We start from the raw sequence: 25,814 nt of genomic DNA, 5'->3' as shown, positions 1-25,814 counted from the left end.
AAATCCCGGGGCTCTGACTGGCATATGCCGGTCGGTGGGAGCGAGCTTTTTGGGGTTGTCGATATCCGAGCGAAAGATGGTTTGTCTGAGTGAGGGCTCAAAGAGGAAGGCCGCCCTTCCCGGTGGAAAGACGGCCTAGCTCGCTCATGCAGGGTTAGTCGATTGTTAGGGCGATGGGCCTCAAGTCGCTACGCCCACAACGATCGTTGCAATAGAAACGACGATCCCTCCCCACTTCACCCACTCCGTGTCGTGATCATGAGTGTTGGCGAAGAGGAGAGCGCCAAGCTGAATAACAACAAGCTTTTCGAACATGACAGAAGAGCCAATGGCCGTCTTTTTGTAACCGGAGGAACGTGTTTGTGCGGTTACAGATACTCTCAAATTATGTATTGCTTGTTACTTTCCTCTGCTGTTCGGCCTGTCATCAGGCGCAAGATCTAATGTCCAAAGAGGAAGGCCGCCCCTCCCGGTGGAGAGACGGCCTAGCTCGCTCGTTTGTGCATGGTTCAACCCATCACTGCTGAAGAGAGAGGGTCGAAGCTTCTGGCTAGAGGCGCCCTGGGGCCATTTGCTCTAGGTGTTGGGTCGTTTTCTCCGAGGGCACCTGAGACGATGCAAGTGGAGCGTCGATTGGCGTGACGTATCTGATGTGTACCTAACCAAACGACCAACCCAGGTCATTTTTGAGACTGTTGGAGCAGGGGCCAGAGAGTCAGTCTGCTTCTTTGATCTGCTGGGGTGGAGTTTCGGCCGTCATGGGCTCCTCCGATTTCGATGCACTCAGTTTTGTGCCTTGAGGGCACAAAGTCATCGGCATTAAGGCGCATTGCCTTGATGGCCTGAGCCATCGAATGTTGGGGTGGCGTGCCTGGATGCCTGCGAGCAGTTGGTTCCGCCACTTGATCGCCCATCGCCACCCTGGCTAGTGCATCTGTGCTGGCCAGGGTCGTGATGGAGGAGTGGGACTTCGTTGATGAGCGAGATCTGCAGAACTGGAAAGGCGGTGTGGTCTGCATGACTTTCCAGCACTTCACCTATGGCGTCGATCAGCACTGCCACACGATGGTGGGCTGCAACCTCAGGCAGAAGCAGCTCCAGCAGGGACAGTATCTAAAGAAGCGCTGCAAGCTCTAGGCACCGACTTGGTTGAAGGTGAGGGACTTGTCTCTTATTCCGCGATGCTGCAGAACAACGCTGGAAAGAGCTTCTGCATTGGGCTGGTCAGCCAATGACCCTGCTTGGGGTGCCGAGGTTGAGCCGTGATCGATCAAGCAAATAAAAACCCCGCCATTACTGACGGGGCTTCTGATCAGCAGGCTTGTTTTTGAGAGATGAGCTGATCTGACTCCCCGCCTTCGTTGCAAGGAGTCAGGCCGTTGCTTGCTGTGTCGGCGACGGATTAAACGCTGACACTCAGCGCCCAATAGTCATGCAGGGACCATTGGATGGAGGGGAAACTCCGATAACACCATGGCGTTTATGCAAAGCCAGTGCAGTTGAAATTGAGTTGTTGGTGCCGACCAAATGAAATCAAGTGAGGTGACTGACTACAGGCTGGCCTGAGCGGTGGATATATAAAAACCCCGCCATCGCTGACGGGGTGAATGGTGTGTGAGGTTTTGTCGGGAGATGGATAGCGACAATCACAACGCCCCCTGCTTTTCCCCGAAGGGTTTTGTATAGCTTTCAGTTCGAAGACTTCAGGCTTCCCGACAAGGGTTTTATCTGATCAATAGCAGCGGGTTTCACATCTGTAGTTGAAGCACTGAGTGGTGCAACGTGTGCCGTATGTATCAGCAGAGGGGCACTGACTGCAGCAATGCCAGTGACGACTGCGAAAGGAGCCAGTGCGAATACGACTCCAGTTGCGGCTTACTTAACTAAGGAAGTCTTGGCGGCTTTGGTGTTGTTGGTCATTGGTTTGAAGTGTTGCGGAGGTCATGCCTCCTGGATCTCTTCACCATCTCCATTTCAGCTGGGAATCAACTCCTCTAATTGAGTGATTTATTCAGCGGGTTTTATCACCCATTAGGGGTGAGGAGGGCACCCGCTCGAAAGAGGTGCCCTCCTCTGCAGGAGATCTCCACTGGATCACGGATTCAGGGACCGGCCCCCTGCTGTGGCTATGTTTTTGGTGACGCCCCCTGATGGATTCGAACCATCGACCGACTGCTTAGAAGGCAGTTGCTCTATCCAGCTGAGCTAAGGGAGCAAGCGATCTCATTTTGGCAGGCTGCTTCAGGCGGGCTGGATTTCCATGCCTTGTGCCTCCTAAGGTGATGGGCTGTTGGTCGGCATCAATGGCGCCGCGTCGTCTCAGCGACAGCGAGAAGCAGGATCTGGTCGGTCGCTACAAGGCCGGCGAGTCAACAGCTGCTTTGGCTGAGGCCTTCGGCTGCAGCCCCAATACCGTCAGCCGCACGGTGAAGTCACTGCTGCCAGCTGATGCTTATGCCGCGCTGAAAGCCACTCGCCTCAAGGGATCGACGGCCTCTCCCCCGGTCAATCCCGTCATTCAGGCTGAACCGGAGCCCCCTGCTGTTGCATCCCCACAGAAGGAGCCCGAGGATGACTCCCTCACAGGTGATGAAAGCAGTCTGGCCCTCGATGACGCTGATGATTTCGGCGAGGACGCTGAAGAAGAGCTCAACGAAGACGACGACATCGGCATCACTGAGACTTTCACAGAGCTCGTGCCCCTCGTCGGTGTTGGCGACCTCAGTGATCGACCGCTGAATCAGGCGCAACCGTTCAGTGTCGATTTGCTCCCTGACAGCGCCTACATGCTCGTCGACAAGGTGGTCGAGCTGGATGCCCGGCCCCTCAAGGAGTTTCCAGAGTTGGGCTTCCTGGATGACGCCGAGCAGACACGCCAGGGGCTGTGTCTGTTTGCGAGTCCTCGAGAGGCCAAACGCCAGTGCGGTCGCAGCCAAAGAGTGATCAAGGTCCCCGATACCGCTGTCTTTCAGCGCACCAGCAGCTATCTGCTTGCCCGAGGCATCACAAGGCTGGTGTTGGATGGAACGCTGATCGCGCTTGACGCCTGAGCGATCCAGCTGAACACCACTAATCGAATCGATCGCGTTGATCGGGAAGCAAGACAGCGGTGCTTGTTCCGCCACTGATCACGCCAATCACCAGCGCTATCCCCACGAGAAAACCGGTGGGAAGAGGAACGGAGCGCTGCCCCCCAAGCTTGAGCGCTTGGCGATCCTGAAGGTTCTGCGCTCCAAGGCAGAGCAGCAGCAGGAGCAGCAGACCACTCCCCAGGCTGATCAGCAGAAGACGCAGGCGAATCAACACAGCACAACCGTCGACAGGCTCAGTTTGACGTGCCCTGGTGCAGGAGGGAATACAGCCGTCGTCTTGACAGACCTGTGGCCTGGGCCAGTTGCCGTGCCGCGTCACTGGCGGTTGCGCCGGCATCCTGCAACGCCTGCAGTTGCTTGAGCAGGTCACTGTCGTCGGGTTCCTCCGGCTCTGCCGGTTGTGCTCCTCCCAGCACAACAGTGCATTCACCCTGCGGGGGGTGATGCTGAAAGTGCTGCAGGGCTTGTTCCACCGTCGGCCCTACCTGCTCTTCGTGGCGTTTGGTCAGTTCTCGTGCCACCTGAAGGGCACGGCTTCCTCCGCAGTGTTGCTGAAGTTCCTCGAGCAGCGTGATCAGTCGGTGTGGTGCTTCGTACAGCACGGTGGTTCGACTTTCGTTGCTGATGGCTTCGAGGCGGGCCCGTCGCTCCTTCCCCTTGGCAGGCAGAAATCCTTCGAAGCAAAAGCGTCCGCTGGGCAATCCACTGCTCACAAGAGCAGTGGTGGCTGCGCAGGGGCCTGGAATACAGATCACCGGATGGCCGGCCTGGTGCGCAGCGGCCACCAGTTCTTCGCCGGGGTCGCTGATGCCAGGCAGGCCTGCATCACTGATCACGGCGAGGCTTTGCCCTTCAGCCAGAACATCCAGAAGTTGGGGCACGCGTGTGCGGGTGTTGTGCTGATGAAAGGACACCTTGCGGGCCCTGGCGCCAAGGTTGCTCAGCAGCTGTCCGCTGTGGCGGGTGTCTTCACAGGCGATCACATCGACGTTCTTGAGCACGTCGCGGGCTCGCGGGGATAGATCCCCCAGATGACCAATGGGGGTGCCCACCAGATAGAGGCTGCCGCCGCTTGGTTCATCCCGCTGCATCACAATGGCGAGCGCCTGCATTGATCATGATGCCCAGCTCTGCCGTTCTCCCCTCCGGCGTCAACCAGGAGGCTCTGCTGACGGAACTTCGTCGCCTCAGCTGGGGAGCAGCCGACATCTTGCGGGCCTATGCCCGCGGTGAGCAACCCCCTCACGGTTTTCCCAAAGCTTTGAGTGTTGATGACGGCGGAGAGGGGCCGGTGTCTGCGGCTGACCTGGCCGTGAACAAGTGGTTGCTGGATGGTCTGTCCAGCTCCTTTGCGGATGCCGACTGGACGCTGTTAAGTGAGGAGACTGCTAAGGAGCAGCTCACTGAAGGCCAACCACTGCCTGCAGAGTGGCTCTGGATCCTCGACCCCCTGGACGGCACCAAGGATTTCCTGCAGGGCACAGGCGAATACGCCGTTCATCTGGCTCTGGTGCGGGGGCGGCGCCCCGTTCTTGGGGTGGTGCTGCTGCCGGAAGCCGATGAACTCTGGATCGGCATCGTCGGCGAAGGAGCATGGTGTGAAGACCGTCAAGGTGAGCGGTCGCCGGTTCGCTTCAGCGACAGAACCGCGGTTTCGGATCTAATCCTGGTGGCCAGCCGCAGCCACCGCGACGACCGTCTGGTGAAGCTGATTGATGCCCTCAATCTCGGCGGTTCCAAAGCAGTGGGCAGCGTTGGCTTCAAGGTGGCCACGATCCTGAGAGGCGAAACCGACCTCTACGTCTCCCTATCCGGCAAGAGCGCTCCCAAGGATTGGGACATGGCGGCTCCGGAAGCGGTGCTGCTGGCAGCCGGTGGTCGCTTCACCCATTCGGATCAGGCCGACCTCACCTACAACACCGGCGATGTTCGTCAGGCCGGCTGTCTGATCGCCAGCCATGGAAAAGCCCACGCCGAGCTCGGAGAGCGTGCGACGCGGGCCATGGCCGAGATCGATCCCGGCTTTCAGGTCTGAGACCTGATCAGCTGAGCGGTGCTACCGGGGTGGGCTGAGGCTCCACCTCGGAGGTCTCACCGGCCTGGGGCACACCGCGCAGGGTGAGGTTGATGCGTCCGCGGTTGTCGATTTCTCGTACCCGCACGGTGACTTCGTCGCCCACCTTCACGACATCCTCGACCTTTTCCACCCGCGCTTCGGACAGCTGCGAGATGTGGATCATGCCTTCCTTGCCAGGAAGGATCTCCACAAAGGCACCAATGGGGATGATGCGGGTGATCGACCCGGAGAACACCTCGCCTTCGTTGACCTTGCGGGTCAGGCCTTCGATGATCTTCTGGGCTTCTTCAGCTGCAGCACCATCGTGGGACGCGATGGTCACGATGCCGCCGTCCTCGATGTCGATCTTGGTGTTCGTGCGTTCGGTGATGCCCTTGATGGTGCGTCCGCCGGGACCGATCACGGTGCCGATCAGCTCAGGATCAATCCTGAAGCTGAGCAGGCGTGGGGCGTGAGGAGAGAGGTTGTCCCGCGGTGTGTCGATCGCCTCGAGCATTTTCTCGAGGATGTGGAGTCGCGCCGGGCGCGCCTGATTGACGGCTTCGGCCACCGTCTTCACTGGCAGGCCGGTGATCTTCATGTCCATCTGCAGGGCTGTGATGCCCTTTTCGCTTCCGGCCACCTTGAAGTCCATGTCGCCGAGGAAATCCTCGATTCCCTGGATGTCGGTGAGGATCCGCACCTCATCGCCCTCCTTGATCAGGCCCATGGCAGCGCCACTCACGGGGGCTTTCAACGGCACACCAGCATCCATCAGGGACAGGGTGCTGCCGCAAACAGAACCCATGGAGGTGGAGCCATTCGAGCTGAGCACTTCGCTAACCACACGCACCACATAGGGGAAGGTGTCCTTCTCAGGGAGAACCGGAAGAATGGCCCGCTCGGCCAACGCTCCGTGGCCGATTTCACGACGTCCGGGTGAACGCATCGGCCGGGTCTCACCGACGGAGTAGGGAGGGAAGTTGTAATGGTGCAGATACAGCTTCTCGGTATTGGGATGGAGGTCGTCCATCTCCTGGGCATCGCTGGGAGTGCCCAGCGTTGCGGTGGACAGCACCTGGGTCAGTCCGCGCTGGAACAGACCTGAGCCGTGCACTCGGCGCGGCAGGACTCCGGCCATGGCACTGATCTGACGCACCTCGTCGAGGCCACGTCCATCGACGCGCTTGCCGTCCTTGAGGATCTGTTGACGCATCAACGTCTTGGTCAGCGCCTTGAAGCTGTTGCCGAGCAACTTCGAGCTGCTGGCCAGAGCCTGGCGGACGGCATGGTCGTCCTTGAGGGCTGCGATGGCTTCTGAAACCTCGCCCTTCACTTTCTCAAGGGCTGTATCCCGTTCCTCCTTGCTCTGATCAAATTTGCTGAGGACAGCGCTGATGGCTTTGGTGCACTGCTTGGCCAGATAGGCGGGAACTGTGCTGTCCTGTTCGGGGGGCTCCGGCTTCACCTGGGTGATGCCCAGATCCTTGAGGAGTTGTTCCTGAGCCTTGATGAGTTCGCAGATCGCTTCGTAGCCGAAATCAATCGCTTCGATCACGTCCTGTTCCGGCAGCTGGTTGGCACCGGCCTCGACCATTACCACGCCGTCAGGGGTTCCGGCGACCACGAGGTCCAGATCACCCCGTTCAATTTCCCGGTAACTCGGATTGAGGACGAAATCGTCCCCCAGCAGACCCACGCGCACCGCCGCCATGGGGCCGTTGAAAGGGATGCCTGCCAGAAGGGTGGCAATGGAAGCGCCCGTTACCGCCAGAACATCGGCGGGGACCCTTTCATCGAGAGACAAGCAAGTGGCCACCACCTGCAGGTCATCACGCATCCAGCTGGGGAACAAGGGCCGCATGGGGCGGTCAATCAGCCGAGCCGTGAGGGTGGCCCGTTCTGGTGGGCGGCTTTCACGACGCATGTAGCTGCCGGGAATGCGCCCAGCCGCATAGAGGCGCTCTTCGTAGTCGCAGATCAGTGGCAGGAAATCAATGCCCTCACGGCCCCCGGAACGGGTTGCTGTGACAAGCACGGCGGTGTCGCCACACTCCACCAAGACGGATCCTCCCGCCTGAGGGGCAAAGCGCCCGGTGGTCAGTCGAATCTCACGTCCGTCAAAGGAGATCGACTGGGTTTGTCCTTGCACGACGTCTTATGTCCTTTTGTCAATCCCAAGTCTGACATTTCATGGCTGCTCTTCACAAGAAAGGGGAGGTCAAACCTCCCCGTGGCAACGCCATGGCGAGGAATGGATCACCAGCTGGACTTAACCACGCCGGGCAGTTCTCCTTTGTGGGCGCGCTCACGAAGCTGGTTGCGGCAAAGGCCGAAATCCCTGTAAACACCGCGGGGCTTGCCTGTGGCCCAGCAGCGGTTGCGAACACGGATGCGTGCACTGTTGCGGGGGAGAGCCTGAATCTTGCGGTGGATCTCCAAACGATCCATCGGATCTTCGGCTGCATTAAACGCTGCCATCAGTGCTGCGCGCTTCGCCGCATAGCGCTCAACCATTTTCTTGCGCTTCACATCGCGAGCGATCATCGACTTCTTGGCCATGCAGCGGGGGCAGCGAGCGATTGAATCGTCAACGATACACGGGCGCCCTCTCTGCCTCAGCGACCCATCAATTGCTGAACCACGGGCAGCTGACTGGTGTCACGCACGATCAGCACAAGGGTGAGACCCACCAGAAGAAGAAAACCAGATTGTGCAAAGGCCATTTGAATCCGTTCCGAAACAGGACGACCGCGAACGGATTGGATCGCAAGCATCATCATCTGCCAGCCATCGAGCAGTGGCAGCGGGAGCGAATTGAGCACCGCCAGATTGATCGAAATGAGTGCTGAGAAGAGCACCAACCCCGATCCCCCCTGCTGGCTGAGCTGAGCCCCCATTTCAACGATCTTCACCGGACCACTCACCTGGCCTGCGGTGGCTCTGAAGTTGGTGAACAGACCGGCGTAGCCACGCACGGTTTGCTGCAGCAGTTGGCTGAACTGCGAGCCGGTGGTGAGAAGGAGTTCCCCGGGATGATGCACTGGGCGCATCGCTCCGCTGATGTTGGCCTGCAGTTGGGCACCGATTTTCCCCATGCCCTGCTGATCGTCGGGGATCAGTTGAACGGTGGTCGTCTCGTCCCCCCGTTTTCGCTCCACACGGATGGATTGTTGCGGTGCTGCTTTCACATCCCGCACCATTGCCTCGACGCCGCGTTGACCTGCAGTGAGGGGTTTGGTGTTCAGACTGAGGATCTGGTCGCCGGCACGGAGGCCGGAGCGGGCGGCGGCCCCACCGGGTTGCACTTGAACCACCAGGACCCCCGGTTCCGGCGCAGCAGGGACACCGACAAAAGCTGCTTGACCCAGTAACACCACAAGAGCCAACGCCAGATTGGCCATCACCCCCGCTGCAACCACCAGGGCTTGATGGGGGATCGGCCGGTTGCGCAGCAGATCCGGATCATCCGCCGGGATCATGCTGTCTTCGTCGTCGTCAGGGAAGGCAACGAAGCCACCAAGGGGAAACAGCCGCAGGGCGTAGGTCACACCGCGACGTTGCCTCTTGAGCAGTGCAGGACCGAAGCCGATCGAGAAGCCGCTGACGCGGATGCCCTGGAGTGTGGCTGCAAGGAAATGTCCTGCTTCATGCACCACGATCAGCAGAGCAAGGACCAGGAGGGCCGCCAATACGTTCATATTCCCGTCAGGATTCTGATCGGATCATTCTGGCTGGAGTCGCTCGCGGCCGACGTAAGGCACCAAGGCTTTGGGCAGCAGAACGCTGCCGTCTGCCTGTTGGCCGTTCTCCAGCAGGGCCGCCATGGTTCTGCCAATGGCCAGACCGCTGCCGTTCAGGGTGTGGACCAGTTTCGTTGCCTTGCCTTCTTTGGTGCGGATGGAGGAACGTCGCGCCTGGAAATCGCCACAGACGCTGCAACTCGAGATTTCCCGGTAGGCACCCGCCCCAGGGAGCCAGACCTCGAGGTCGTAGGTCCGGCGCGCTGAGAAGCCAAGGTCGGCGGTGCACAGGTCTAAGACTCGATAGGGAAGCTCCAGGGCTTGCAGCACAGCTTCTGCATCAGCGGTGATCTGCTGGTGGGCTTCCTCGGAGTGATCCGGATGTGCAAACCAGTACAGCTCCACCTTGTTGAACTGGTGAAGGCGAATCAGGCCTCGGGTGTCGCGGCCGTAGCTGCCGGCCTCACGGCGGAAACAGGGGCTGTAGGCGGCGTAGCGCAGCGGCAGTTGATCCGCCGGGATGATTTCGTCCCTGTGTAGGGAGGTCACCGGCACCTCGGCGGTCGGTGTCAGCCAGAGGTCGTCATCCGCGCAACGGAAGCTCTCCTCAGCGAACTTGGGCAGTTGTCCTGATCCGGTGAGGCTGGCGCTGTTCACAAGCACCGGGGGCAGCACTTCCCGGTACCCCTTGCTCGCATGGAGGTCGAGCATGAAGTTGATCAGGCCACGCTCCAGGCGTGCTCCCTGGCCCAGCAAGGTGACGAACCGGCTCTGAGCGATGCGGACGGATCGTTCGGTATCGAGCAGCTGCAGGCGTTCAGCGATCTGCCAGTGCTCTTCCAGGTTGTCTTCAACGCGTGGGCTGCCCCAGCGGCGCACCTCAATGTTGTCCTCCTCACTGCGCCCGTCAGGGCAGGCTTCGGCCGGCAGGTTGGGGAAACCAAGCAGCTGTTGCTTGAGCTCACTCGACAGCTGCTTTTCCTCGTCCTCAAGAACCGCCACCTTCTGCTTGATGGCATTGCCCTTTTGGCGAAGTTCGGCGACGTCCTCGCCTTTGGGATCAGCACCTGCCTTGATCCGCTGGCCGACCTCTTTGCCGATCTGGTTGCCTTCCGCCTGAAGGCTGCTGCGTTGTTGCTCCAGATCACGCTGCTGCTGAGCGATCAGCTGCAGTTTGGTGAGATCAACCGCCTTGCCTCGTCGCCCCAGTTGCTGGGCGATCGTTTCGGGGTTGTCACGCACAAGGCGCTGATCGAGCACGGTTTCAGGGGGGTCAGCGCCGGCAGCCTATGGCAGGCCGTTTCAGAGGACCTGGCCAACCATCACCGCTGCGATGCCTGAAAACAGGGTGATGCCAAGGGCGGTAAGGGGGCTCTGACCCTGGGCAACGGCCATGGTGGTGATCACACCAGCGCCGAGGCAGGCCACACACAGCTGGGTGGCGATGTCGTTGTGGCGCTCCACAGGGGTTAGGCAATTTGTTGGACCGTAGGGAGAGCGCTGGCTGTCGCCTTGATCCAGCGCCACGTTCGTTACGCCGCGTCAGGCTTCGTTACCTGCAGCAACAGAAGCGGGGCGAGCGCGGCCGCCGGCCGCCCACTGTTTCAGCTTCTCCAGCTGTTCGCTGGCTGTGCGTGAGAGAGGGATCAGCTGGGAGGCGGCACCAATCAGATCCGGTTCCGTCAATTCACGGTTGTCGGCAAAGGCCAGGTGCATCGCCTCGATCACGGTTTGCTCCAGCTCGGCTCCAGAGAACCCATCACTACGGCTCACCACGGTCGCTAGGGGAAGCTTCAGCCCAGGTCGTCTCTGTTCCAGATGCAGCTGAAGGATGCTGTTGCGTTCAGCGCTGCTGGGCAGATCAAGCATAAAAATCTCATCGAAACGCCCCTTGCGCAGCAGCTCTGGTGGAAGTTTCTCGACGCCGTTGGCCGTGGCGACGACGAACACCGGTGACTGTTTTTCCGCCATCCAGGTGAGCACGTTGGCCAGAACCCGCTGGGTTGTGCCGCCATCGCTGCGGCCATCTCCCCCGAAGCCCTTGTCGATTTCATCGATCCAGAGCACGCAGGGCGCCATCGCTTCAGCGCGTTGGATCATTTCGCGGGTGCGTGCCTCGCTGGCCCCCACCAGACCTGCGAACAGACGCCCCACATCCAGACGAAGCAGGGGCATGGACCAACTGCAGGCGATCGCCTTGGCGGTGAGTGACTTCCCTGTTCCCTGGGGGCCAACAAGCAGCACCCCACGGGGGAGAGGCAGTCCGAAGCGCCGCGCATCTTCCGAGAATGCCCTGTGCCGTTGTTGCAGCCAGGTTTTGAGACCCTCGAGGCCACCAATGGCTTCCGTGCCCGCGTCGCTGCGGCAGAACTCCAGCACCTCACTGCGGGCAATGGTCTGGCGTTTTTCCTCGAGCACGTCTTGAAGATCGTCCGGCCCCAGCTGGCCGCGGCGGGCCAGGGAGCGGGCAGCGACCTGGCGAACCCGCATCTCACTGAGCCCACTGCAGGCCTGCGCCAGTTCATCCAACACATGAGCTGGGAGGGGACTGCCGCTGCTGGTGCTGATGCTGCTGATCAGTCGGCGCAGGTCGTCGTTGTCGGGAAGGGGGAGATCCAGAAGGGTGAGGCTTTCTTCGAGATCGCCTGGGGGTGTCCATTGCCCACAACACAGCACCAGAGTGTGTGGTGTTGTGCGTAGCGATCCTTCGAGATTGCGCAGCATCCGGGCGACGCCAGGGTCATCGCAAAAGCGATGAAAATCCTTGGCGAGCAGCAGGGTCGGACTGCCCACATCCCGTTGCTGGAGCCACTGCAGCATGGCCATCGGTTGACGACTTCCCTGGCCATCGGCATTCACCGGCCCGCTGATGCCATCAATGAAATTCCAGCAGACCAGCTGGCGTGCAAGTCGCTGAGCGGCTTCTCCCAAAAGGCTTTCAACCCGTGCTTCCTCGTTGCTGCGGACCCAGATCAGTGGCGTGCGTGCACGGACCAGAAGGTCGATCTGGTGTCCCCAGGCTGCACTGCTCATTGCTGCTCCAGCCGCTGTTGGAGCTGTTCAAGGGCCTGCCAGCGCGGATCAACCTCCTTCGATGTGGAGTCTGAGGTCACGGGCTTCAGGTTTAAGCCAGGTGGTCCTGGACAGTGATCACCGCAGTGATTCACGACGGGCAGCATCAGATTGAGCTGCTCGAACGCCCATTGCTGGGGATCGAATTCGCCGCGTGGATCGAGAACATCCACCAGACCTTCCATCTCGGCGACCTCTCCAGAATGCTCTAGCTGGTCGGCCGTTGGTGGGGCTGCGCCCAGCCAGATCAATTCAGAGGGGGCGCAGCTGAGGTTTTGATTGAACTGGTTCAGACAGCGATCACAACAGAGGGTCACGATCGTGCTGAGTTTCCCCTGAACCACCAAGACGTTGCCGCGGTGCTCTGCAGAGACATGGCCTCGCACTGGTGTGAGAGAGGGGAGCTGATCGAGCTCTCCCTCAACCTCCCAGACCTTCGGTGTGCCCAAGGCCCGGAGCTCCTGGAGGGGAACAGGCTCCAGTGCCTCGATCACTTGCCCTTCGGTTCAAACGGCAGCCGTGAACCGCCTGAAGTGGCCGAAACCGTCACCGTTTTCTGAGCCATTTGTTGGTCCAGGATTTTCTGGAGGTTGTCGGGCAGTGCCTCTTTGCTGAGGATGAAGGTCTGCAGTGCCTGGAACACGTTGGCAATCAGCATGTAGAGCAGAACGCCGGCCGGTAGGGGGAAGAACAAGAACATTCCCGTGATCATCACCGGGGTGATTTTGTTTGCTGTGGACTGCTGGGGGTTGGCAGGCATCCCCATGCCCGACAGCAGTTGGGAGATGAACAAGGTGATGCCGAAGCCGGCAACAAGAATGGCGATATCCCAATTGATCGCACCATCGGCATAGAAGCCGACCTGGCCCAGGGCTTTGATGAACAGGAAGCCGCTGCGGGCTGCCAGGCCTGGAATCTTCGCTTCAACGGTGGCATCGCCGGCGGCGATTGCCTTGATCGTGCCGTCATCGCTGACGCTCACGATGTCATCACCCTTGGTCACTTCCCACCTCGGGGCGAAGCGTCCAGAGTTTTCAACGCCGGTGAGAACGTCACTGAAGGCTCGACCATCCTTCGTGTGAAGGTTCACCATGGCACTGTCGCCAACGCCGATTTTTGTGCCCCGGGGCAGGCTGGCAATCACCGGAACGTGGTCGGTTTCGCTAATGAAGATCGAATGGCTGGCGCTGTTGAACGGCTTGGGTTCAACCGCAGCGATCTGGTCCGCCGGCATCACCTTCATGTTCAAGGTGTACGGGACGTCCGCGAACGGCGAACCCCGCAGCGTTGCAAACAAAGCGAACAGGATCGGCATCTGCACCAACAGCGGCAGACATCCCGCCAGGGGGCTGCCGAACTCCTTCATCACATTGCCCAGTTCCTCTTGCTGCTTCTGAGGGTTGTTGGCAAACCGGCTCTTGATTTCAGCCTGTCGTTTCTGAATCACGGGCTGAGCGATACGCATGCGCCGGGCGCTGCGAATCGATCCTGCGCTCAGGGGATAGAGCGCGATCCGAATGACGAGAGTGAGGGCGACGATGGCCAAGCCATAGCTGGGCACCAATCCGTAGAAGAAGTCCAGGATTGGAATCAGCAGGTTGTCGGAGATGTATCCGATCACGTTGAAGAAACGGGGGGGCGGGACGTTGTGAGGCCAGTGTGCATGAACAGCTGCACTCAGGCGGCGAAACCTTCAGTCGATTTCTGCTGGGCATTTGCAGCCCGGCTGCTGATTCGCTCGAGGATGTAGGCCTCCACCTCCCGGAAACGAGGCATCGAGCGCATTTCGAGCCTGGCGCCATCCTGGAGAACCAACACCATGTCTCCCCAGGCGCCAAAGCCTCTGGGAACGGTGCGGACCTCGGTGATCTGGGAATAAACCACTTGGGTTTTGTCTTTTCCCATCCAGCCGCCCGTCACCGAGATCCGGCGACTGGTGATGCGGAAGCGCAGCCACAGGGCACGCACAACGGCGCCGATGGTGAAGGGAAGACCGATCAGCGTGAAGCCGAGCAGAATGTTGAAGATCAGGTCTCCGCGGGCTGGTCCACCGTCGTAGTGGACATCTTCCTGAATGCTGGTCATGGATCCAGTCCGGCGCTTCTCAGAAGACTGTCGCATTCTTCGAGCAACTGTGTGGGTTCGGCTTCCGCGGCTTCCGGACGAAGGCTGATCAAAAGCCAGCGCCCTGCCAGATCGCTACGTCGTTCGAAACGTCGACGCAGGTGCGTGTGCAGAAGTCGCCTGAGACGGTTTCGCTTGACGGCGCGCTTGCTCACCTTGCTGCTGATCACCAGAGCGCAGCGGCAGGACTGATCCTGGATGCCCCGCAGCTCTCGACGAAGCAGATTGGAGTCTCCTGCGGCAACGCGCAGAACCATCAAGGTTCCGTGTTGGCGCTTTGAGGATCGGTGCAAGCGGTTGAAGCATCGATGCCCGCGCAATCGCATGGAGGCGGGAAGGACCATCAACCAATCCTGTTGAGTGGGCTCGAAGACGGGATGAACCCCCTGGATTCATCCCCAAAGATCAGGCTGCGAGACGAGCGCGGCCGCGTTTGCGACGTGTACGGATCACGCGACGGCCGGTGTGGGAGCGCATGCGTACACGGAAACCCGAGACGCGCTTCCTCTTGCGGCTTGTTCCTCCGAGGGTGCGCTTAGTCATGGACGTCTCCTGGCTACCGGCCGATCTGAATCTGGGATTTTATCAGTCAGTCCACATCAATCAGCCAGCTGCCGCGGTAGCCGGACATCGGCACATCTCCGGGAGCCTGCACCAGGGCGTTGAACTGATACATGCGCTTCCCCTGGGGATTGAACAACTTGATGGAAAGCGAGTAGTCGCCGTCTGAAGGCAGCGGTGTGTCGGGGAAGACTTCAATCGCTGTCTGGTCTTCGTTGACCTGGATGACGGCTGGGATCTCTTCGAGGCACTTGCTCCGGCTCATCATGCCGCCAACGGTGGTACGGCACAGGCGCATGCGGTGGGGTTTCAGCTTGGAGTCGAAGTAGTCCGGCACGGTGACGGTGAGTTTGAGGATCGCTGTCTTGCGGTCCTTTTCACGCAAGGTCAGAAACCATTCAGAGCGGTCGCTCTCGATGTTGGAGGTCTGGTAGTAGTACAGCTTGCGGTAGTCGCGGTCCGTGTCCCAGCGGAATTCCATCAGGCCAGGAGTGCCCTGTGCGCTCGCGGTCTGCTCTGAAATGCCGGTCAGAGTTGAGCCAATCAGCAGGGCCGCTGCAGTGCCGGCTCCAGCGAGCAAACGTCTTGTAGTGGAACGGGCCATAGGAAACGTCTCGTTAAATGGGATTCTCCTGAGTCCAATCGCTGGGCGGTGAATTCAGGGGCCGGAGGGTGATCTGTCAGTTGTGACCAGATCTATCTGGTCGTAGCCGCTGTGCGTCGCCTTGATAGGGGTGCATGGGTGTCTGGTCCTGAGGGATCCAGGCGTGGGCCAGAACACGGATGCAGCGAGGGAGATCTCCTTGGACGGCCATTTGTTGGCAGTCGAGCAAGGCCACCGTGTCCCAGCCGGGGCGTCGCCGGGCGATGGCGGCTGGGAAGCAGGCGTCCAGGTCGGCCGTAACCGAGAAGGTCACTGACACCAACTGGTCTGGGGTTAGCCCATTGCGATCCACCAGGGCGTCCATCAACGCGCTCACAGCGGCTTTGATGGCGTCCGTGCTGTTCTCCGTGCAGGTGGTGGCCCCACGCAGGCCTCTCAGAACGAGGGGAGAGCTGGTCATGGGCGGTAAAGCCAGAGCACCTGACCGCTTCCCATCAACTCGAGCGACAGGCGCTGCTGAAGTTGATGCAAGAGCTGGGATCCCGGCAGCAGACCGCTTAGTTTTCGGCGTTGTTTGCCCAGGGTGACGGGACGGATGTCGTCCTCGTCGAGCTCTGCCAGCTTCGCCGCGAGGCGCCGGGCATGGTCTTCGTCCCCGAGTTCATCAACCAATCCCAGGGCCTGCGCCTGTTCACCGCTGAACACCCGTCCATCGGCGAAACGCTTCACCGTCTCCACCTCAAGGTTTCGCCCCTTCGCCACAACGCCCACAAATTGGCCATAACTGCTGTCGATGAGTTCCTGAAGCAGAGCGCGTTCCGCATCGCTGAGCGGGCGATCAGGGGAAAGGATGTCCTTGAACGGACCACTCTTCACTGTGTCGAAGCGAATTCCAATCCGTTCGAACACCTTGGAGAGGTCGTTTCCCCGCAGGATCACACCGATTGAACCGGTGATCGTGCCTGGATTGGCAACGATCTTCTCCGCTGCGACGCCGATGTAGACACCACCGGAGGCGGAGATGTTGCCAAAGCTGGCCACCACGCGACAGCCCTGTTCTCTGAGCCGGAGGAGGGCCGCATGAATTTCCTGGCTGTCTCCAACCGTGCCGCCTGGGCTGTCAATTCGCAGCAGCAAGGCTGGAAATTCCCTCTGCTTCACCTCCCGCAGAGCTTTCAACACCCGCTGCCGGGTGGCACCCGTAATGGGGCCGTCAACAACGATGCGAGCCATTCGTCGTCGGGATTTGCGCCGCCAGGGCCAGAACATGTTGCGCATCTGCATCACTCCAGATCTTAAAAAGAGCACCCAAGCGCCCATTCATGCCGTCACTGCGACTCTGGTTTCTGATGGTGCTGCCCTTTGCGCTCTGGGGAACCGCCATGACTGCCATGGCTCCTTTGCTCGATAGCGCTGGCCCATGGCTTGTCGCTGGCTTGCGACTGGTCCCAGCAGGTTTGGCCCTTCTGCTCTGGGGGCAGTGCACCGGTCGTGGCCTGACGATCGATTCGCGCGACATGGTTTGGTTCGTCCTGTTCACCTTGGTGGATGCCACCTTGTTTCAAGGGCTTTTGGCGCGGGGGTTGGAGGGGACTGGTGCGGGTCTCGGTTCTGTCTTGATTGATTGCCAGCCTCTGCTGGTGGCCTTGATGGCTCGCGTTCTGTTCACGGAGTCGATCAATCCCATCGGCTGGATGGGGCTGGCCATTGGTCTGGCAGGCATCGTCTGCATCGGTTTGCCCGCTGAGCTGCTGGGTCACTGGTGGCTGCTGGCTGACCCGCCATTGGTGCAGCAGCTGTTTCAGCCCGGCGAGGGCTGGATGTTGCTGGCGGCCGTCGCCATGGCCGCTGGAACGGTGTTGATTCGCTTTGCCTCACGCCACAGCGATCCGGTCACCGTGACGGCATGGCACATGTTGCTGGGGGGACTTCCTCTGCTTTTGGTCCATGCCCTGCAGCGAACTGATGCTGGTCTGGCCTGGACGGCAACAGACTGGACGCGTATGGGCTACGCGAGCCTTCTCGGAAGCGCTTTGGCCTATGGGCTGTTCTTCTGGTTCGCCAATCAACGCGATCTCACCAGTTTCAGCAGCCTGGGATTCCTGACACCGGTTTTCGCGCTGGCTACCGGAGGTTGGTTGCTGGGCGAGCGCCTTGATCTGCTCCAGTGGATTGGTGTTGTGATGGTGCTGGCGTCGGTGATCTTCGTGAGTCAAAGGCGAAGAATCTGGGAGCCGCTGTCGATCACGGACGCCTCTTCATGACGGCTGCTCCGCTCCATCTCGTCGTTGTCAACACGCCTATCGGGGCCCTCGGCAGTGGCGAGGGAGGTGGTGTGGAGCTCACCCTGCGATCGCTGGTTCAGGGGCTAGTAAGGCGTGGTCACAGGCTTACCGTTGTGGCCGCCAAAGGCTCAACACTTCCCGACGATTGCAGCGGTGTTGAGTTGCTGGAGGTGGAGGGTGTGAATCAGCCGAGCTGGCAGCACGTCGCAGAGCTTGCACCGGTCGAGATTCCCCGCAACGGTCTTTTGCCTGCTCTTTGGGAGACCGCCCTCGATGCAGGTCAATCAGCCGATGCCGTGATCAACGGTGGCTACGACTGGCTGCCGATCTGGCTGACGCAACGGGTCAGCGCCAAGCTCTTTCATCTCATCAGCATGGGGGATGTGGCTGCGGTGATGCGCGATGTGATCGAAGCCGTCGCCGACTGGGACCCGCACCGCCTCGCTTTCCATACGCAACGCCAGGCCGCTGATTTTCAGCTGCCAGCTCCCGCCAATGTTGTGGGCAACGGATTTGACTTGGCCAACTACACCTTTCAGACGCAGACGAATGGCCCCCTGGGCTGGGCGGGGCGCATCGCTCCGGAAAAGGGGCTGGAGGATGCGGCTGCTGCGGCCGCTGCCCTGGGAGAACAGCTTCTTGTTTGGGGGTTGCGAGAGGATGAGGTCTACGCCCGGCAGGTGCAAGCGAGTGTTCCTGAAGGCACGATCGATTGGCGCGGTTTTCGATCTACCACAGAGCTTCAGCAGGAGTTGGGGCGCTGCCGCGCTCTGGTCAACACACCGAAATGGAATGAGGCCTACGGCAATGTTGTGGTGGAGGCCCTGGCCTGTGGTGTTCCGGTTGTCGCCTATGACCGCGGCGGACCGGGGGAACTGATCTGTTCAGGCCGCACGGGCTGGCTGGTTCCTCCCGACGATGTTGACGCTCTTACGGAGGCCTTGCGACATGTCGGAAGAATTGAGCGCTCCGCCTGCCGCAGCTGGGCTGAGGCCCATGCCTCCTGCGAGGTCTTTAGCCAGCGTGTTGAAGCCTGGATTCGAACAGGACTGATGGCGGATGTCAGCATCACCTCCAGGCGCTGAGAGTTCCTTGTCGGTCAATGTTTCAGGACGACAGCGACACCAGGTTCTGGCGTTTGTTCTGGCCCTGGGACTCGTGATCACGCTCTGGGGGCTGGGATCCACCGGCGTCGTGGATGAAACACCGCCATTATTCGCCGCAGCGGGGCGGGCCATGGCCGACACCGGCGACTGGCTGACGCCTCGGGTCAACGGCTTGCCTCGTTTCGATAAACCGCCCCTGGTGTACTGGCTGATGGGGTTCGGTTACGCCCTCCCCGGACGTGAAGTTTGGGATCCTCTCGGAAGTTGGGCGGCACGACTTCCTTCCGCCTTGGCCACGGTCGGGCTGATGCTTGGCATCGCCGATACCTTGCTGCGCTGGCCGTTCCCCGGTGATGCGCGTCCCCGCTGTACAGCTCTGATTGCATCGCTGGCATTTGCCTTCTCGCCCCTGGTGCTCGTCTGGAGCCGCACCGCGGTGAGTGATGCCCTGCTGTGTGGCCTGCTGGGTCTCAGCCTGTTGCTGCAGTGGCGTCGTTTTGCCGCCCCTCAAGAGGTGGCGTGGTGGCCGGCTTGGGTGATCCTCGGTTTCGCGGTTCTGGCCAAGGGGCCGGTCGCTGTTGTGCTTTCAGGACTCGCTCTGCTGATGTTCGCAGCGTTGCGACGGGATCTCGTTCAACCCTGGCAGAGGCTGCGACCGTTGCCTGGGTTGCTGCTGACGGCCCTGATCAGTCTTCCCTGGTACGTCCTAGAGCTGCTGGTGGAAGGACAGCCTTTCTGGGACAGCTTTTTCGGCTACCACAATCTTCAACGGTTCACGTCCGTGGTGAATGATCACCTCCAGCCTTGGTGGTTTTTCGGCCCGGTAATGCTCGTGGCTGCGCTGCCCTTCACGCCATACCTGTTGTTGGGGCTGGCGCGGGTGCCTCGATCGCGGATTGCACCGGAGGATTCATTGCAGCAATTCGCTGCCTGTTGGCTGTTGGCGGTTCTGCTGCTGTTCACCACAGCAGCCACAAAATTGCCGAGTTATTGGTTGCCCGCCACCCCTGCGGCGGCCCTCCTGGTGGCCCAGGCCACGCTGGGCTCATCGCGTTGGCAACGGCTGGCCTGGGGCACCAGCCTGGCTCTGATCGCCGTCCTGGCTGGTGGCTTTTGGCTGGGATCGCTCTGGGTTCCGCTGATCGACGATCCAGAGATGCCGACGTTGTCGGTGGATCTGTTGGCCAGTGGTCTTTTGGGGCATGCCGCCATCTGGTTCAGTGCAGCAGCAACTCTTGGGACGTTGCTGCTGCTGCAGCGACGCTCCGCTGGTCAGGCGTTGCTGGCCATGCAGGCCTGCCTGCTGGGCTTTCACCTCACGGCTCTGGTGCCGATTGCCGAACTTGCAGACCGTCTGCGTCAGCGTCCGGTCCGCGACGCTGCAGCATTAATGCTGTCGCAACAGCGCAGCGGAGAACCAATGGCCATGGTTGGCGCCATGAAGCCTTCGCTGCACTTCTACACAAGACAGGTGATCTTGTATGAGGGGCAATCCGATGGCGCCCTGGTCAACATTGCGGATCGCCTGGCCCATGAACAGCGGCGGGGATGGCGGGGATACCCCCTCGGCAGCCCAGGTGCATCCAGCACCGTGCTGGTGCTGATCGATCGCGGGACGGCACAACGTGATCACTGGAGCGACCTGCAACCTGAGCGGCTGGGACGCATTGGGATTTACGACGTGTGGCGTCTGGACCGCAGTCGCCTTGAGCAACGGGCACAAACCCTGAAGGCCGATGGGGTCGATGCCGACTGGCGGGAACCGCGTCCTGAGCGTTTCTGAGCAGTAGAGCTCTATGACTCAGACAACGTCTGACGGTGGCAGAACCCGCAGTGCCCCCAGAGCTTCATTTCGCCGTTGGGTGCCGGTCTGCCGCAGTCGGGGCAGATCCCCATGCCATGGACATCGGTGCGGCTCGGATGCTGGGCCCAAATGCTGGCTTCACTCTCCAAGACAGGGGCTTGTAGGGAATGGTGTTGCTGGATGCGCAGATCACGCACCGCATGGCCGGCCTGATGCAGGGCGCTGATCAGTTGGGGCCGGTTGTAGAGGAGAGCCTGGCGCCATTGGGGATGGCTGGCTCCAACAGTGAGCACTCCACGTTGGAGTGATAAGGGGCGGCAGTGAGGAGCTAGTTGGGCGCCTGCCACCCGCGGCCAGTCCTGCCACAGCGCGGCCAGATGATCGTCTTTGCGCCACTCCCTCTGAAGCGCGCCCAGACAGGTTTTCAAAGGTTCCGCCGGCGCTGGCGCAGCTGATTGGAGCAGTTCCAGGCCCGGCAGACGCCGCCGTTGGGATTCAGGTGCAACCGCCATGGCTTGATCCTAGGCAGAACCGTTGCGAGAACCTCGCTAATCTCAGCGCGTCTGAGGCCAAGTAATGGGTTTCTTTGATCGGCTGAGCAGGCTGGTTCGCGCCAATGCCAACGCTGCTGTCAGCGGTATGGAGGACCCGGCCAAGATCCTCGACCAGTCCGTCTCCGACATGCAGGCGGATCTGGTCAAGTTGCGTCAGGCCGTTGCTCTCGCGATTGCAAGTCAAAAGCGTTTGACCAACCAGGCTGAACAGGCTGCTGCCCAATCGAAGACCTGGTACGAGCGTGCAGAGCTGGCTCTTAAAAAGGGAGAGGAATCCCTCGCTCGTGAAGCACTCACCCGTCGTAAGACCTTCCAGGAGACGGCGACGTCACTGACATCCCAGGTGCAGGCCCAAGACGGGCAGGTGGAATCCCTCAAGAAAAGTCTGGTCGCCCTCGAAGGAAAAATCGCTGAGGCCAAGACCAAAAAAGACATGCTCAAGGCCCGAGCGCAGGCCGCCAAGGCTCAGCAGCAGCTGCAGAGCGCCGTCGGCAACATCGGCACCGATTCAGCCATGGCTGCCTTCGAGCGGATGGAGGAAAAGGTGGAGGCCATGGAGGCCACCGGTCAGGCCGCGGCTGAGCTGGCTGGATCTGATCTTGAGAGCCAGTTCGCAGCCCTGGAAAGCGGTGGTGGCGTTGATGAGGATCTCGAAGCGCTGCGCGCTCAGCTGAAGGGAGGTCCTGAAGCGGTCGCTCTGCCGGCGGCCGATGCGGCCGAGGCTGTGAAGCCAGTGCAGGTGGAGGAAGTGGATGCCGAGCTCGAAGATTTGAAGCGATCCATCGACAAGCTCTGACCATCCGGGGAAAGTCATCCGGTTTTCCATAGGATCGGGTCAGTCATTTGAGTGCCTTGGCTGGAGCTGTTGCCGATTTCACCGACGCTGGTTTTGAAAGTGAAGTGCTTAAGGCTTCCGGCACTGTCCTTGTGGACTATTGGGCTGCCTGGTGTGGTCCCTGTCGACTGATCGCCCCTCTTATGGATTGGGTCGCTGATGCCTATGGCGATCGCCTGAGCGTTGGAAAGATCGAAGTTGATGCCAATCCGAAGACCCGTGACGCCTATCAGGTGCAAGGGATTCCCACGCTGATCCTCTACCGCGACGGTGAGGTGGTGGCGCGGCATGAAGGTGCCATTGCCAAAGCGCAGCTGCAGTCCTTCCTGGATGCCAACCTCTAAGCGGCTCGCGTCGCTGGGCAACGCCGTTTTCGCCCGCGTTGATGCTGCCAAGCATGCTTACCGGGTCCAGGCGTCGTCATCTGCGCGTCCAGATCTGGTGGATCTCTCCATCGGATCGTCCGATCTTCGGCCACCCACGGCCCTGCTCGAAACGATGGCCTCAGCGGTCATGGATCCCAGCAGTGGTTCCTATTGCCTTCAGACCGGTCTGAGGCCTCTGCATGCCGCCGTCGCGGACTGGTGTCGCCATCGCTTCGATGTCGTCGTGGATCCCGAGCAGGAGGTTCAGTTCCTGGTGGGATCCCAGGAAGGAACCGCCCATCTGCCGCTGGCGGTGCTCGATGCAGGTGACGCTGCCCTGCATTTGGACCCCTGTTATCCGTCCCACACCGGTGGGCTACATCTTGCGGCAGCAAGAACCAAGGCCTTGCCGCTTTCCCCGGAACAGGACTGGCGACCGGATCTGACGGGACTTACCTCCTCGCTCTGGGATCAGCTCAAGTTGTTCGTGCTGGGCTATCCCCACAACCCTTCAGCCAGGGTCGGGGATCAGGAAGACCTCAACCAAATCATGGCCACCGGTGCCCGGCACGATGTGGTGATTGCTCACGACAATCCCTATGTCGATCTTGCCCTGGATGGGCAGCCTCCCTGCCTGTTGCAGGCTCCGAACTGGAGGACGTCCGGAATTGAATTTTTCTCCCTGTCGAAGGGCTGGTGCCTAGGAGGGTTCAGGCTGGGTTTTGCGGTTGGTGCAGCGCCAGTGATTGCCGCATTGCGTCGCACCAAGGCTGTTATCGATTTCAATCAGAGCCTGGCTCTGCAGCAGGGTGCGATCCAGGCGTTGCAAGCCTTCCCTGATTGGCCGCAGCAGTTGCATCCGATCTATCGCGAGCGCAGGGATCGTGTGGTGGAGACCCTCACGGCACGTGGATGGTCGGTTCCCTGTCCAGAGATGGCGATGTACCTGTGGTTCCCCTTGCCTGCTGCGGCCCGTCGTCAGGGCTGGAGTGATGAGGATGCCGCCAGGGAACTGCTCCAGCGCAGCGGTGTCGCGCTGACCCCAGGGTCGGGTTTTGGTGCCGGCGGCCGCCAGTGGCTGCGTATGGCGCTGGTACGGCCCGTCAACGAACTGGTGGAGGCCGCATCGCGTCTTGCGGATGCAATGGATGGCTGATCGATGGATGACCAAGCATCGACGCCCTCAACGGGGTGGTGGTCGTTTGATGGCGATCTACCGCCGTATCGCAGGTGCATCAGCGCGCCCATGGACCATTCGTCGGGTGCCTGTGTGCAGCAGTACAGAGGACTTGCTGGCGGTTTGGTTGCGGGATCAGCCCTCGTTGACGGGGCCGCGCGCTGTGATCGCCACCCACCAGCGCAGGGGAGTTGGCCAGTTGGGTCGAACCTGGCTTTCCCCTGAAGGTGGTGTCTGGATCAGTGCCGCTTTGCCCTGGAGGAGTCATTCGTCTGGTCAAGCCGGTCTCCTTGGCTTGGCGCTGGCACTGTCAGTGACGCAACGGCTTGAGCGGCGGGGCCTTTCGATTCAGATCAAATGGCCCAATGACCTGTTGGTTCAGGGTCGTAAATTGGCCGGTCTTCTCCCGGGGGTGGTGCAGCGTGGTTCCCAACTGCGTTTGCTGCGCATCGGACTGGGCCTGAATGTGCGGAATTCTGTTCCTGGCGAGGGCATTGCCCTGCGGAGGCTTGAAGGGCAGCAGGCTGCGGATCCGATCCGTTGGACAGCGGAGGTCCTGCTTGCCTTGGATCACTGTCACGGCCTTGGAGGCGATGGTGCCTGGTGCATCGATGGAGTTCAGGCCCGTCTCTGGTCGGATCAGCTCCTTCATCCTCAGGATGGTCAGATCTGGCAAATCACTGGTCTTGAAAACGATGGTGCTCTTCGGTTGCGTCAGGGTTCAAGGACCGAAAACTGGCGACGCTGGCCCTGAGTTGCGCCGCCGTCCATAGGATTTGTCCTAGACGATGTCTCATCCAGTGCTGAGCTGGTTAGCGGCGATCTGGATGCTGATCCCACCAGCGGCTGCTCAGGGTTTTGACCAGTCTCTTGATGCTCTGGAGCGCCAACGGGTGATCACTCCCCAGGAGCGCAAGATGCTCCAGCGTGGTGGTGCTCCAGCGGTTCCCATGGGCCGCAGTCGTTTCGAAGACGCCTGTCGCAGTGGGGCTCTGTCGCGTCGTGAGTGTGCCTCCGGTGTGGCTAGGCGTTCGCCTGGGGCACCATCCTCTGCCCGTGTTCGCTTGATCCCCTCCAAGCAGCCGCTGCGTATTCCCGTGTCAGCGCTTCTCGCCCGCGATGGTGGCAGATTCCGGTTGGAATCCGTCTTTGCGGTCACGCCGCGTCCTCTGCCAAGCCCTGGAAACGGCGATAGCCGACTGCTCTTCCCTGTTGCTGGAGACGCCTTCAAGAGCAGTGGGTTTGGCTGGCGTCTGCATCCGATCCTGGGGAGTTGGCTGATGCATGCCGGTCGGGATTTCGCGGCACCTGAGGGGACTCCCGTCGTGGCAGCTCTCTCCGGCCAGGTCTTAACCAGTGGTCTTGCGGGGGGCTATGGCGTCGCCATCGAACTGGAACATGCCGATCCATTGCGTCGCACGCTCTATGGCCACCTCTCGGAGATCTACGTACGACCCGGTCAGCAGGTGCGCCAGGGAGAGGTGATTGGACGCGTTGGCAGCACAGGACTAAGCACGGGTCCGCATCTGCATTTCGAGTTGCGCACACCATCGCGGGCTGGTTGGCAGGCCGTTGATCCAGGGGATTTGGATTTGTCCTCTGTGATGAGTCTCGAAAATGATCCTGTCTCGGTGCTGCTTGGCCAGGTGTTGCGAAGCCTTGAACGGCAGCAGCCCTAAGGGGAACCTGAGCGAAACACAGGTCTCAGCTCGATTGTTCCCTGAGGATGAATCCAACGCCGCGGACGGTATGGATCAGGGCTGGAGCATCGTCCAGTTCGACTTTTTGACGCAGATAGCGGATGTAGACATCGAGGAGGTTGTCGTCTCCGTAAAAGTTTTCTCCCCAGACCCCATGCATGATCTCCTGACGTTCCAGCACCCTGCCGGCACCTCGCATCAGGAAATTGAGCAGGTCGTATTCCTTCACGGACAGTTTGATGGCTCGATCTCCACGTTTCACATCCCGGGTCCGGGTGTTCATGGAGAGGTCGGCGACCTGGAGAACTTCGTTGACGTCGGATCCATTGGCGGGCCCTGAGAACGTTTCAGCGCGGCGGTGCATGGCACGCAGCCGCGCCATCAATTCGTCGATGGAAAAGGGCTTGACCAGGTAATCATCAACCCCGGCATCCAGAGCTTTGACCCGATCGGTGATTTCGTCGTGCCCCGTGAGCATCAGGATTGGGATGGTGATTCCCCCGGCTCGGATGCGCTGACAGATGTCGATGCCGCTGAAGTCCGGCAAGTTCCAATCAAGGATGATCAGGTCGGGAGCAGGTTCGGAGCGGCTGCGGATCAGGCCGGTCGCTCCATCAGAAGCGACATCAACGTCGTACCCCTCAACATCAAGCTCCAGACGAAGCAGATCGGTCAGTTTGTGTTCGTCGTCAACAAGAAGGACACGGAGACGGGGCTGGGATTCCAGTGACATCCG

At 60.5% G+C, this 25,814-nt stretch carries 29 protein-coding genes and 1 tRNA gene; 11 read left to right on the top strand and 19 right to left on the bottom strand.

What is annotated here, in order from left to right; genetic code table 11:
* The first annotated feature begins 936 nt into the window (after positions 1-936).
* The gene (locus DXY29_RS07525) at positions 937-1,137 is read left to right on the top strand and encodes a hypothetical protein (protein ID WP_371411071.1); all 201 of its coding nucleotides are present in this window, start codon (positions 937-939) and stop codon (positions 1,135-1,137) included.
* Between the two features lie 1,004 nt (positions 1,138-2,141).
* Here DXY29_RS07525 and DXY29_RS07520 read toward each other — a convergent pair.
* A tRNA-Arg gene (locus DXY29_RS07520) sits at positions 2,142-2,215 on the bottom strand.
* An 88-nt stretch (positions 2,216-2,303) separates the two neighbouring features.
* Between DXY29_RS07520 and DXY29_RS07515 the strand changes: the two genes are divergently transcribed.
* Complete coding sequence (locus DXY29_RS07515; protein WP_115024135.1) at positions 2,304-3,050, top strand: helix-turn-helix domain-containing protein; 747 nt, start codon at positions 2,304-2,306, stop codon at positions 3,048-3,050.
* Between the two features lie 19 nt (positions 3,051-3,069).
* Here the strand turns inward: DXY29_RS07515 and DXY29_RS07510 are convergent, their stop codons facing one another.
* Both DXY29_RS07510 and rsmI read right to left on the bottom strand, forming a co-directional pair.
* Entirely contained in the window at positions 3,070-3,306 is a 237-nt protein-coding gene (locus DXY29_RS07510) for a hypothetical protein (protein ID WP_115024133.1), read from the bottom strand.
* Between the two features lie 19 nt (positions 3,307-3,325).
* Positions 3,326-4,183 carry a 16S rRNA (cytidine(1402)-2'-O)-methyltransferase gene (gene rsmI / locus DXY29_RS07505; RefSeq protein WP_115024375.1) on the bottom strand — a complete coding sequence of 286 codons (858 nt, stop codon included), beginning with the start codon at positions 4,181-4,183 and terminating at the stop codon, positions 3,326-3,328.
* A 26-nt stretch (positions 4,184-4,209) separates the two neighbouring features.
* Here rsmI and DXY29_RS07500 point away from each other — a divergent pair, with 26 nt between their 5' ends.
* Entirely contained in the window at positions 4,210-5,127 is a 918-nt protein-coding gene (locus DXY29_RS07500) for a 3'(2'),5'-bisphosphate nucleotidase CysQ (protein ID WP_115024377.1), read from the top strand.
* Positions 5,128-5,134: 7 nt separating this feature from the next.
* Here DXY29_RS07500 and DXY29_RS07495 read toward each other — a convergent pair whose 3' ends face one another.
* The 14 genes from DXY29_RS07495 to sppA form a co-directional block, all read right to left on the bottom strand.
* The gene (locus tag DXY29_RS07495; protein ID WP_115024131.1) at positions 5,135-7,300 is read right to left on the bottom strand and encodes a polyribonucleotide nucleotidyltransferase; all 2,166 of its coding nucleotides are present in this window, start codon (positions 7,298-7,300) and stop codon (positions 5,135-5,137) included.
* Positions 7,301-7,407: 107 nt separating this feature from the next.
* Entirely contained in the window at positions 7,408-7,710 is a 303-nt protein-coding gene (gene rpsN / locus DXY29_RS07490) for a 30S ribosomal protein S14 (RefSeq protein ID WP_115024129.1), read from the bottom strand.
* Between the two features lie 56 nt (positions 7,711-7,766).
* On the bottom strand, positions 7,767-8,849 hold the full coding sequence (locus DXY29_RS07485; protein WP_115024127.1) for an RIP metalloprotease: 1,083 nt from the start codon (positions 8,847-8,849) through the stop codon (positions 7,767-7,769).
* 24 nt (positions 8,850-8,873) lie between these two features.
* Positions 8,874-10,151 carry a serine--tRNA ligase gene (serS, locus tag DXY29_RS07480; protein WP_115024126.1) on the bottom strand — a complete coding sequence of 426 codons (1,278 nt, stop codon included), beginning with the start codon at positions 10,149-10,151 and terminating at the stop codon, positions 8,874-8,876.
* A gap of 42 nt (positions 10,152-10,193) precedes the next feature.
* Complete coding sequence (locus DXY29_RS07475; protein WP_115024124.1) at positions 10,194-10,418, bottom strand: hypothetical protein; 225 nt, start codon at positions 10,416-10,418, stop codon at positions 10,194-10,196.
* Between the two features lie 15 nt (positions 10,419-10,433).
* Positions 10,434-11,924, bottom strand: coding sequence for an AAA family ATPase (locus DXY29_RS07470; RefSeq protein WP_115024123.1), 1,491 nt, complete (start codon positions 11,922-11,924; stop codon positions 10,434-10,436).
* A complete protein-coding gene (locus DXY29_RS07465; RefSeq protein ID WP_115024121.1) occupies positions 11,921-12,457 on the bottom strand; it encodes a DUF177 domain-containing protein in 537 nt (178 codons plus the stop codon). The genes DXY29_RS07470 and DXY29_RS07465 overlap by 4 nt, the downstream gene beginning before the upstream one ends.
* Complete coding sequence (gene yidC, locus DXY29_RS07460) at positions 12,454-13,584, bottom strand: membrane protein insertase YidC (RefSeq protein WP_115024119.1); 1,131 nt, start codon at positions 13,582-13,584, stop codon at positions 12,454-12,456. Before yidC ends, DXY29_RS07465 begins: the two co-directional genes overlap by 4 nt.
* Positions 13,585-13,640: 56 nt before the next feature.
* On the bottom strand, positions 13,641-14,048 hold the full coding sequence (locus tag DXY29_RS07455) for a PH domain-containing protein (RefSeq protein ID WP_115024118.1): 408 nt from the start codon (positions 14,046-14,048) through the stop codon (positions 13,641-13,643).
* The gene (locus DXY29_RS07450) at positions 14,045-14,431 is read right to left on the bottom strand and encodes a ribonuclease P protein component (protein ID WP_115024116.1); all 387 of its coding nucleotides are present in this window, start codon (positions 14,429-14,431) and stop codon (positions 14,045-14,047) included. The genes DXY29_RS07455 and DXY29_RS07450 overlap by 4 nt, the downstream gene beginning before the upstream one ends.
* A 61-nt stretch (positions 14,432-14,492) precedes the next feature.
* Positions 14,493-14,630 carry a 50S ribosomal protein L34 gene (gene rpmH / locus DXY29_RS07445; protein ID WP_115024114.1) on the bottom strand — a complete coding sequence of 46 codons (138 nt, stop codon included), beginning with the start codon at positions 14,628-14,630 and terminating at the stop codon, positions 14,493-14,495.
* A 46-nt stretch (positions 14,631-14,676) separates the two neighbouring features.
* Complete coding sequence (locus DXY29_RS07440; protein ID WP_115024113.1) at positions 14,677-15,252, bottom strand: DUF2808 domain-containing protein; 576 nt, start codon at positions 15,250-15,252, stop codon at positions 14,677-14,679.
* A 76-nt stretch (positions 15,253-15,328) separates the two neighbouring features.
* Positions 15,329-15,712, bottom strand: coding sequence for a chorismate mutase (aroH, locus tag DXY29_RS07435; RefSeq protein ID WP_115024111.1), 384 nt, complete (start codon positions 15,710-15,712; stop codon positions 15,329-15,331).
* Positions 15,709-16,521 carry a signal peptide peptidase SppA gene (sppA, locus tag DXY29_RS07430; protein ID WP_115024373.1) on the bottom strand — a complete coding sequence of 271 codons (813 nt, stop codon included), beginning with the start codon at positions 16,519-16,521 and terminating at the stop codon, positions 15,709-15,711. The genes aroH and sppA overlap by 4 nt, the downstream gene beginning before the upstream one ends.
* Before the next feature lie 53 nt (positions 16,522-16,574).
* Here sppA and DXY29_RS07425 point away from each other — a divergent pair, with 53 nt between their 5' ends.
* Genes DXY29_RS07425 through DXY29_RS07415 form a run of 3 tightly spaced genes read left to right on the top strand, consistent with a single transcriptional unit; the run spans position 16,575 to position 20,426 of the window.
* On the top strand, positions 16,575-17,516 hold the full coding sequence (locus DXY29_RS07425; RefSeq protein WP_115024110.1) for a DMT family transporter: 942 nt from the start codon (positions 16,575-16,577) through the stop codon (positions 17,514-17,516).
* Positions 17,513-18,622, top strand: coding sequence for a glycosyltransferase (locus DXY29_RS07420; RefSeq protein WP_115024108.1), 1,110 nt, complete (start codon positions 17,513-17,515; stop codon positions 18,620-18,622). Before DXY29_RS07425 ends, DXY29_RS07420 begins: the two co-directional genes overlap by 4 nt.
* On the top strand, positions 18,597-20,426 hold the full coding sequence (locus tag DXY29_RS07415; protein WP_115024106.1) for a glycosyltransferase family 39 protein: 1,830 nt from the start codon (positions 18,597-18,599) through the stop codon (positions 20,424-20,426). Before DXY29_RS07420 ends, DXY29_RS07415 begins: the two co-directional genes overlap by 26 nt.
* An 11-nt stretch (positions 20,427-20,437) precedes the next feature.
* On the opposite strand, the gene DXY29_RS07410 is transcribed toward DXY29_RS07415, so the two are convergent.
* Positions 20,438-20,959 carry a DUF721 domain-containing protein gene (locus tag DXY29_RS07410; protein ID WP_115024105.1) on the bottom strand — a complete coding sequence of 174 codons (522 nt, stop codon included), beginning with the start codon at positions 20,957-20,959 and terminating at the stop codon, positions 20,438-20,440.
* Between the two features lie 64 nt (positions 20,960-21,023).
* On the opposite strand from DXY29_RS07410, the gene DXY29_RS07405 reads away from it, so the two are divergent.
* Genes DXY29_RS07405 through DXY29_RS07385 form a run of 5 tightly spaced genes read left to right on the top strand, consistent with a single transcriptional unit; the run spans position 21,024 to position 25,057 of the window.
* Positions 21,024-21,797 (top strand): PspA/IM30 family protein, encoded by a 774-nt coding sequence (locus tag DXY29_RS07405; protein WP_115024103.1) that lies wholly within the window; start codon positions 21,024-21,026, stop codon positions 21,795-21,797.
* A gap of 56 nt (positions 21,798-21,853) precedes the next feature.
* On the top strand, positions 21,854-22,180 hold the full coding sequence (gene trxA / locus DXY29_RS07400; RefSeq protein ID WP_170952152.1) for a thioredoxin: 327 nt from the start codon (positions 21,854-21,856) through the stop codon (positions 22,178-22,180).
* The gene (locus DXY29_RS07395) at positions 22,167-23,357 is read left to right on the top strand and encodes an aminotransferase class I/II-fold pyridoxal phosphate-dependent enzyme (protein ID WP_115024100.1); all 1,191 of its coding nucleotides are present in this window, start codon (positions 22,167-22,169) and stop codon (positions 23,355-23,357) included. The genes trxA and DXY29_RS07395 overlap by 14 nt, the downstream gene beginning before the upstream one ends.
* A 7-nt stretch (positions 23,358-23,364) precedes the next feature.
* Complete coding sequence (locus DXY29_RS07390; RefSeq protein WP_115024370.1) at positions 23,365-24,132, top strand: biotin--[acetyl-CoA-carboxylase] ligase; 768 nt, start codon at positions 23,365-23,367, stop codon at positions 24,130-24,132.
* A 34-nt stretch (positions 24,133-24,166) separates the two neighbouring features.
* Positions 24,167-25,057 (top strand): M23 family metallopeptidase, encoded by an 891-nt coding sequence (locus DXY29_RS07385; RefSeq protein ID WP_371411070.1) that lies wholly within the window; start codon positions 24,167-24,169, stop codon positions 25,055-25,057.
* A gap of 25 nt (positions 25,058-25,082) precedes the next feature.
* Here the strand turns inward: DXY29_RS07385 and DXY29_RS07380 are convergent, their stop codons facing one another.
* Positions 25,083-25,811, bottom strand: coding sequence for a response regulator transcription factor (locus DXY29_RS07380; RefSeq protein ID WP_115024099.1), 729 nt, complete (start codon positions 25,809-25,811; stop codon positions 25,083-25,085).
* Positions 25,812-25,814 lie beyond the last annotated feature (3 nt).

Origin of the sequence: Synechococcus sp. UW69 (genome assembly GCF_900474185.1) — a bacterium.
In the GTDB taxonomy this organism is placed as follows: domain Bacteria; phylum Cyanobacteriota; class Cyanobacteriia; order PCC-6307; family Cyanobiaceae; genus Parasynechococcus.
Note: the sequence above shows the minus strand (reverse complement) of the source record. Positions and strands in the feature narration are given on the sequence as shown.

Excerpts from the sequence above, each read along its gene's own strand:
- DXY29_RS07415 (WP_115024106.1), top strand. The coding sequence starts at position 18,597 with ATGTCAGCATCACCTCCAGGCGCTGAGAGTTCCTTGTCGGTCAATGTT.
- DXY29_RS07455 (WP_115024118.1), bottom strand. The coding sequence starts at position 14,048 with ATGACCAGCATTCAGGAAGATGTCCACTACGACGGTGGACCAGCCCGC.
- aroH (WP_115024111.1), bottom strand. The coding sequence starts at position 15,712 with ATGACCAGCTCTCCCCTCGTTCTGAGAGGCCTGCGTGGGGCCACCACC.
- DXY29_RS07385 (WP_371411070.1), top strand. The coding sequence starts at position 24,167 with ATGTCTCATCCAGTGCTGAGCTGGTTAGCGGCGATCTGGATGCTGATC.
- DXY29_RS07420 (WP_115024108.1), top strand. The coding sequence starts at position 17,513 with ATGACGGCTGCTCCGCTCCATCTCGTCGTTGTCAACACGCCTATCGGG.
- DXY29_RS07410 (WP_115024105.1), bottom strand. The coding sequence starts at position 20,959 with ATGGCGGTTGCACCTGAATCCCAACGGCGGCGTCTGCCGGGCCTGGAA.
- DXY29_RS07380 (WP_115024099.1), bottom strand. The coding sequence starts at position 25,811 with ATGTCACTGGAATCCCAGCCCCGTCTCCGTGTCCTTCTTGTTGACGAC.
- DXY29_RS07450 (WP_115024116.1), bottom strand. The coding sequence starts at position 14,431 with ATGGTCCTTCCCGCCTCCATGCGATTGCGCGGGCATCGATGCTTCAAC.
- DXY29_RS07515 (WP_115024135.1), top strand. The coding sequence starts at position 2,304 with ATGGCGCCGCGTCGTCTCAGCGACAGCGAGAAGCAGGATCTGGTCGGT.
- DXY29_RS07470 (WP_115024123.1), bottom strand. The coding sequence starts at position 11,924 with ATGAGCAGTGCAGCCTGGGGACACCAGATCGACCTTCTGGTCCGTGCA.
- DXY29_RS07485 (WP_115024127.1), bottom strand. The coding sequence starts at position 8,849 with ATGAACGTATTGGCGGCCCTCCTGGTCCTTGCTCTGCTGATCGTGGTG.
- DXY29_RS07500 (WP_115024377.1), top strand. The coding sequence starts at position 4,210 with ATGATGCCCAGCTCTGCCGTTCTCCCCTCCGGCGTCAACCAGGAGGCT.
- DXY29_RS07395 (WP_115024100.1), top strand. The coding sequence starts at position 22,167 with ATGCCAACCTCTAAGCGGCTCGCGTCGCTGGGCAACGCCGTTTTCGCC.
- rpsN (WP_115024129.1), bottom strand. The coding sequence starts at position 7,710 with ATGGCCAAGAAGTCGATGATCGCTCGCGATGTGAAGCGCAAGAAAATG.
- rpmH (WP_115024114.1), bottom strand. The coding sequence starts at position 14,630 with ATGACTAAGCGCACCCTCGGAGGAACAAGCCGCAAGAGGAAGCGCGTC.
- DXY29_RS07405 (WP_115024103.1), top strand. The coding sequence starts at position 21,024 with ATGGGTTTCTTTGATCGGCTGAGCAGGCTGGTTCGCGCCAATGCCAAC.
- DXY29_RS07425 (WP_115024110.1), top strand. The coding sequence starts at position 16,575 with ATGCCGTCACTGCGACTCTGGTTTCTGATGGTGCTGCCCTTTGCGCTC.
- DXY29_RS07390 (WP_115024370.1), top strand. The coding sequence starts at position 23,365 with ATGACCAAGCATCGACGCCCTCAACGGGGTGGTGGTCGTTTGATGGCG.
- rsmI (WP_115024375.1), bottom strand. The coding sequence starts at position 4,183 with ATGCAGCGGGATGAACCAAGCGGCGGCAGCCTCTATCTGGTGGGCACC.
- DXY29_RS07440 (WP_115024113.1), bottom strand. The coding sequence starts at position 15,252 with ATGGCCCGTTCCACTACAAGACGTTTGCTCGCTGGAGCCGGCACTGCA.
- sppA (WP_115024373.1), bottom strand. The coding sequence starts at position 16,521 with ATGTTCTGGCCCTGGCGGCGCAAATCCCGACGACGAATGGCTCGCATC.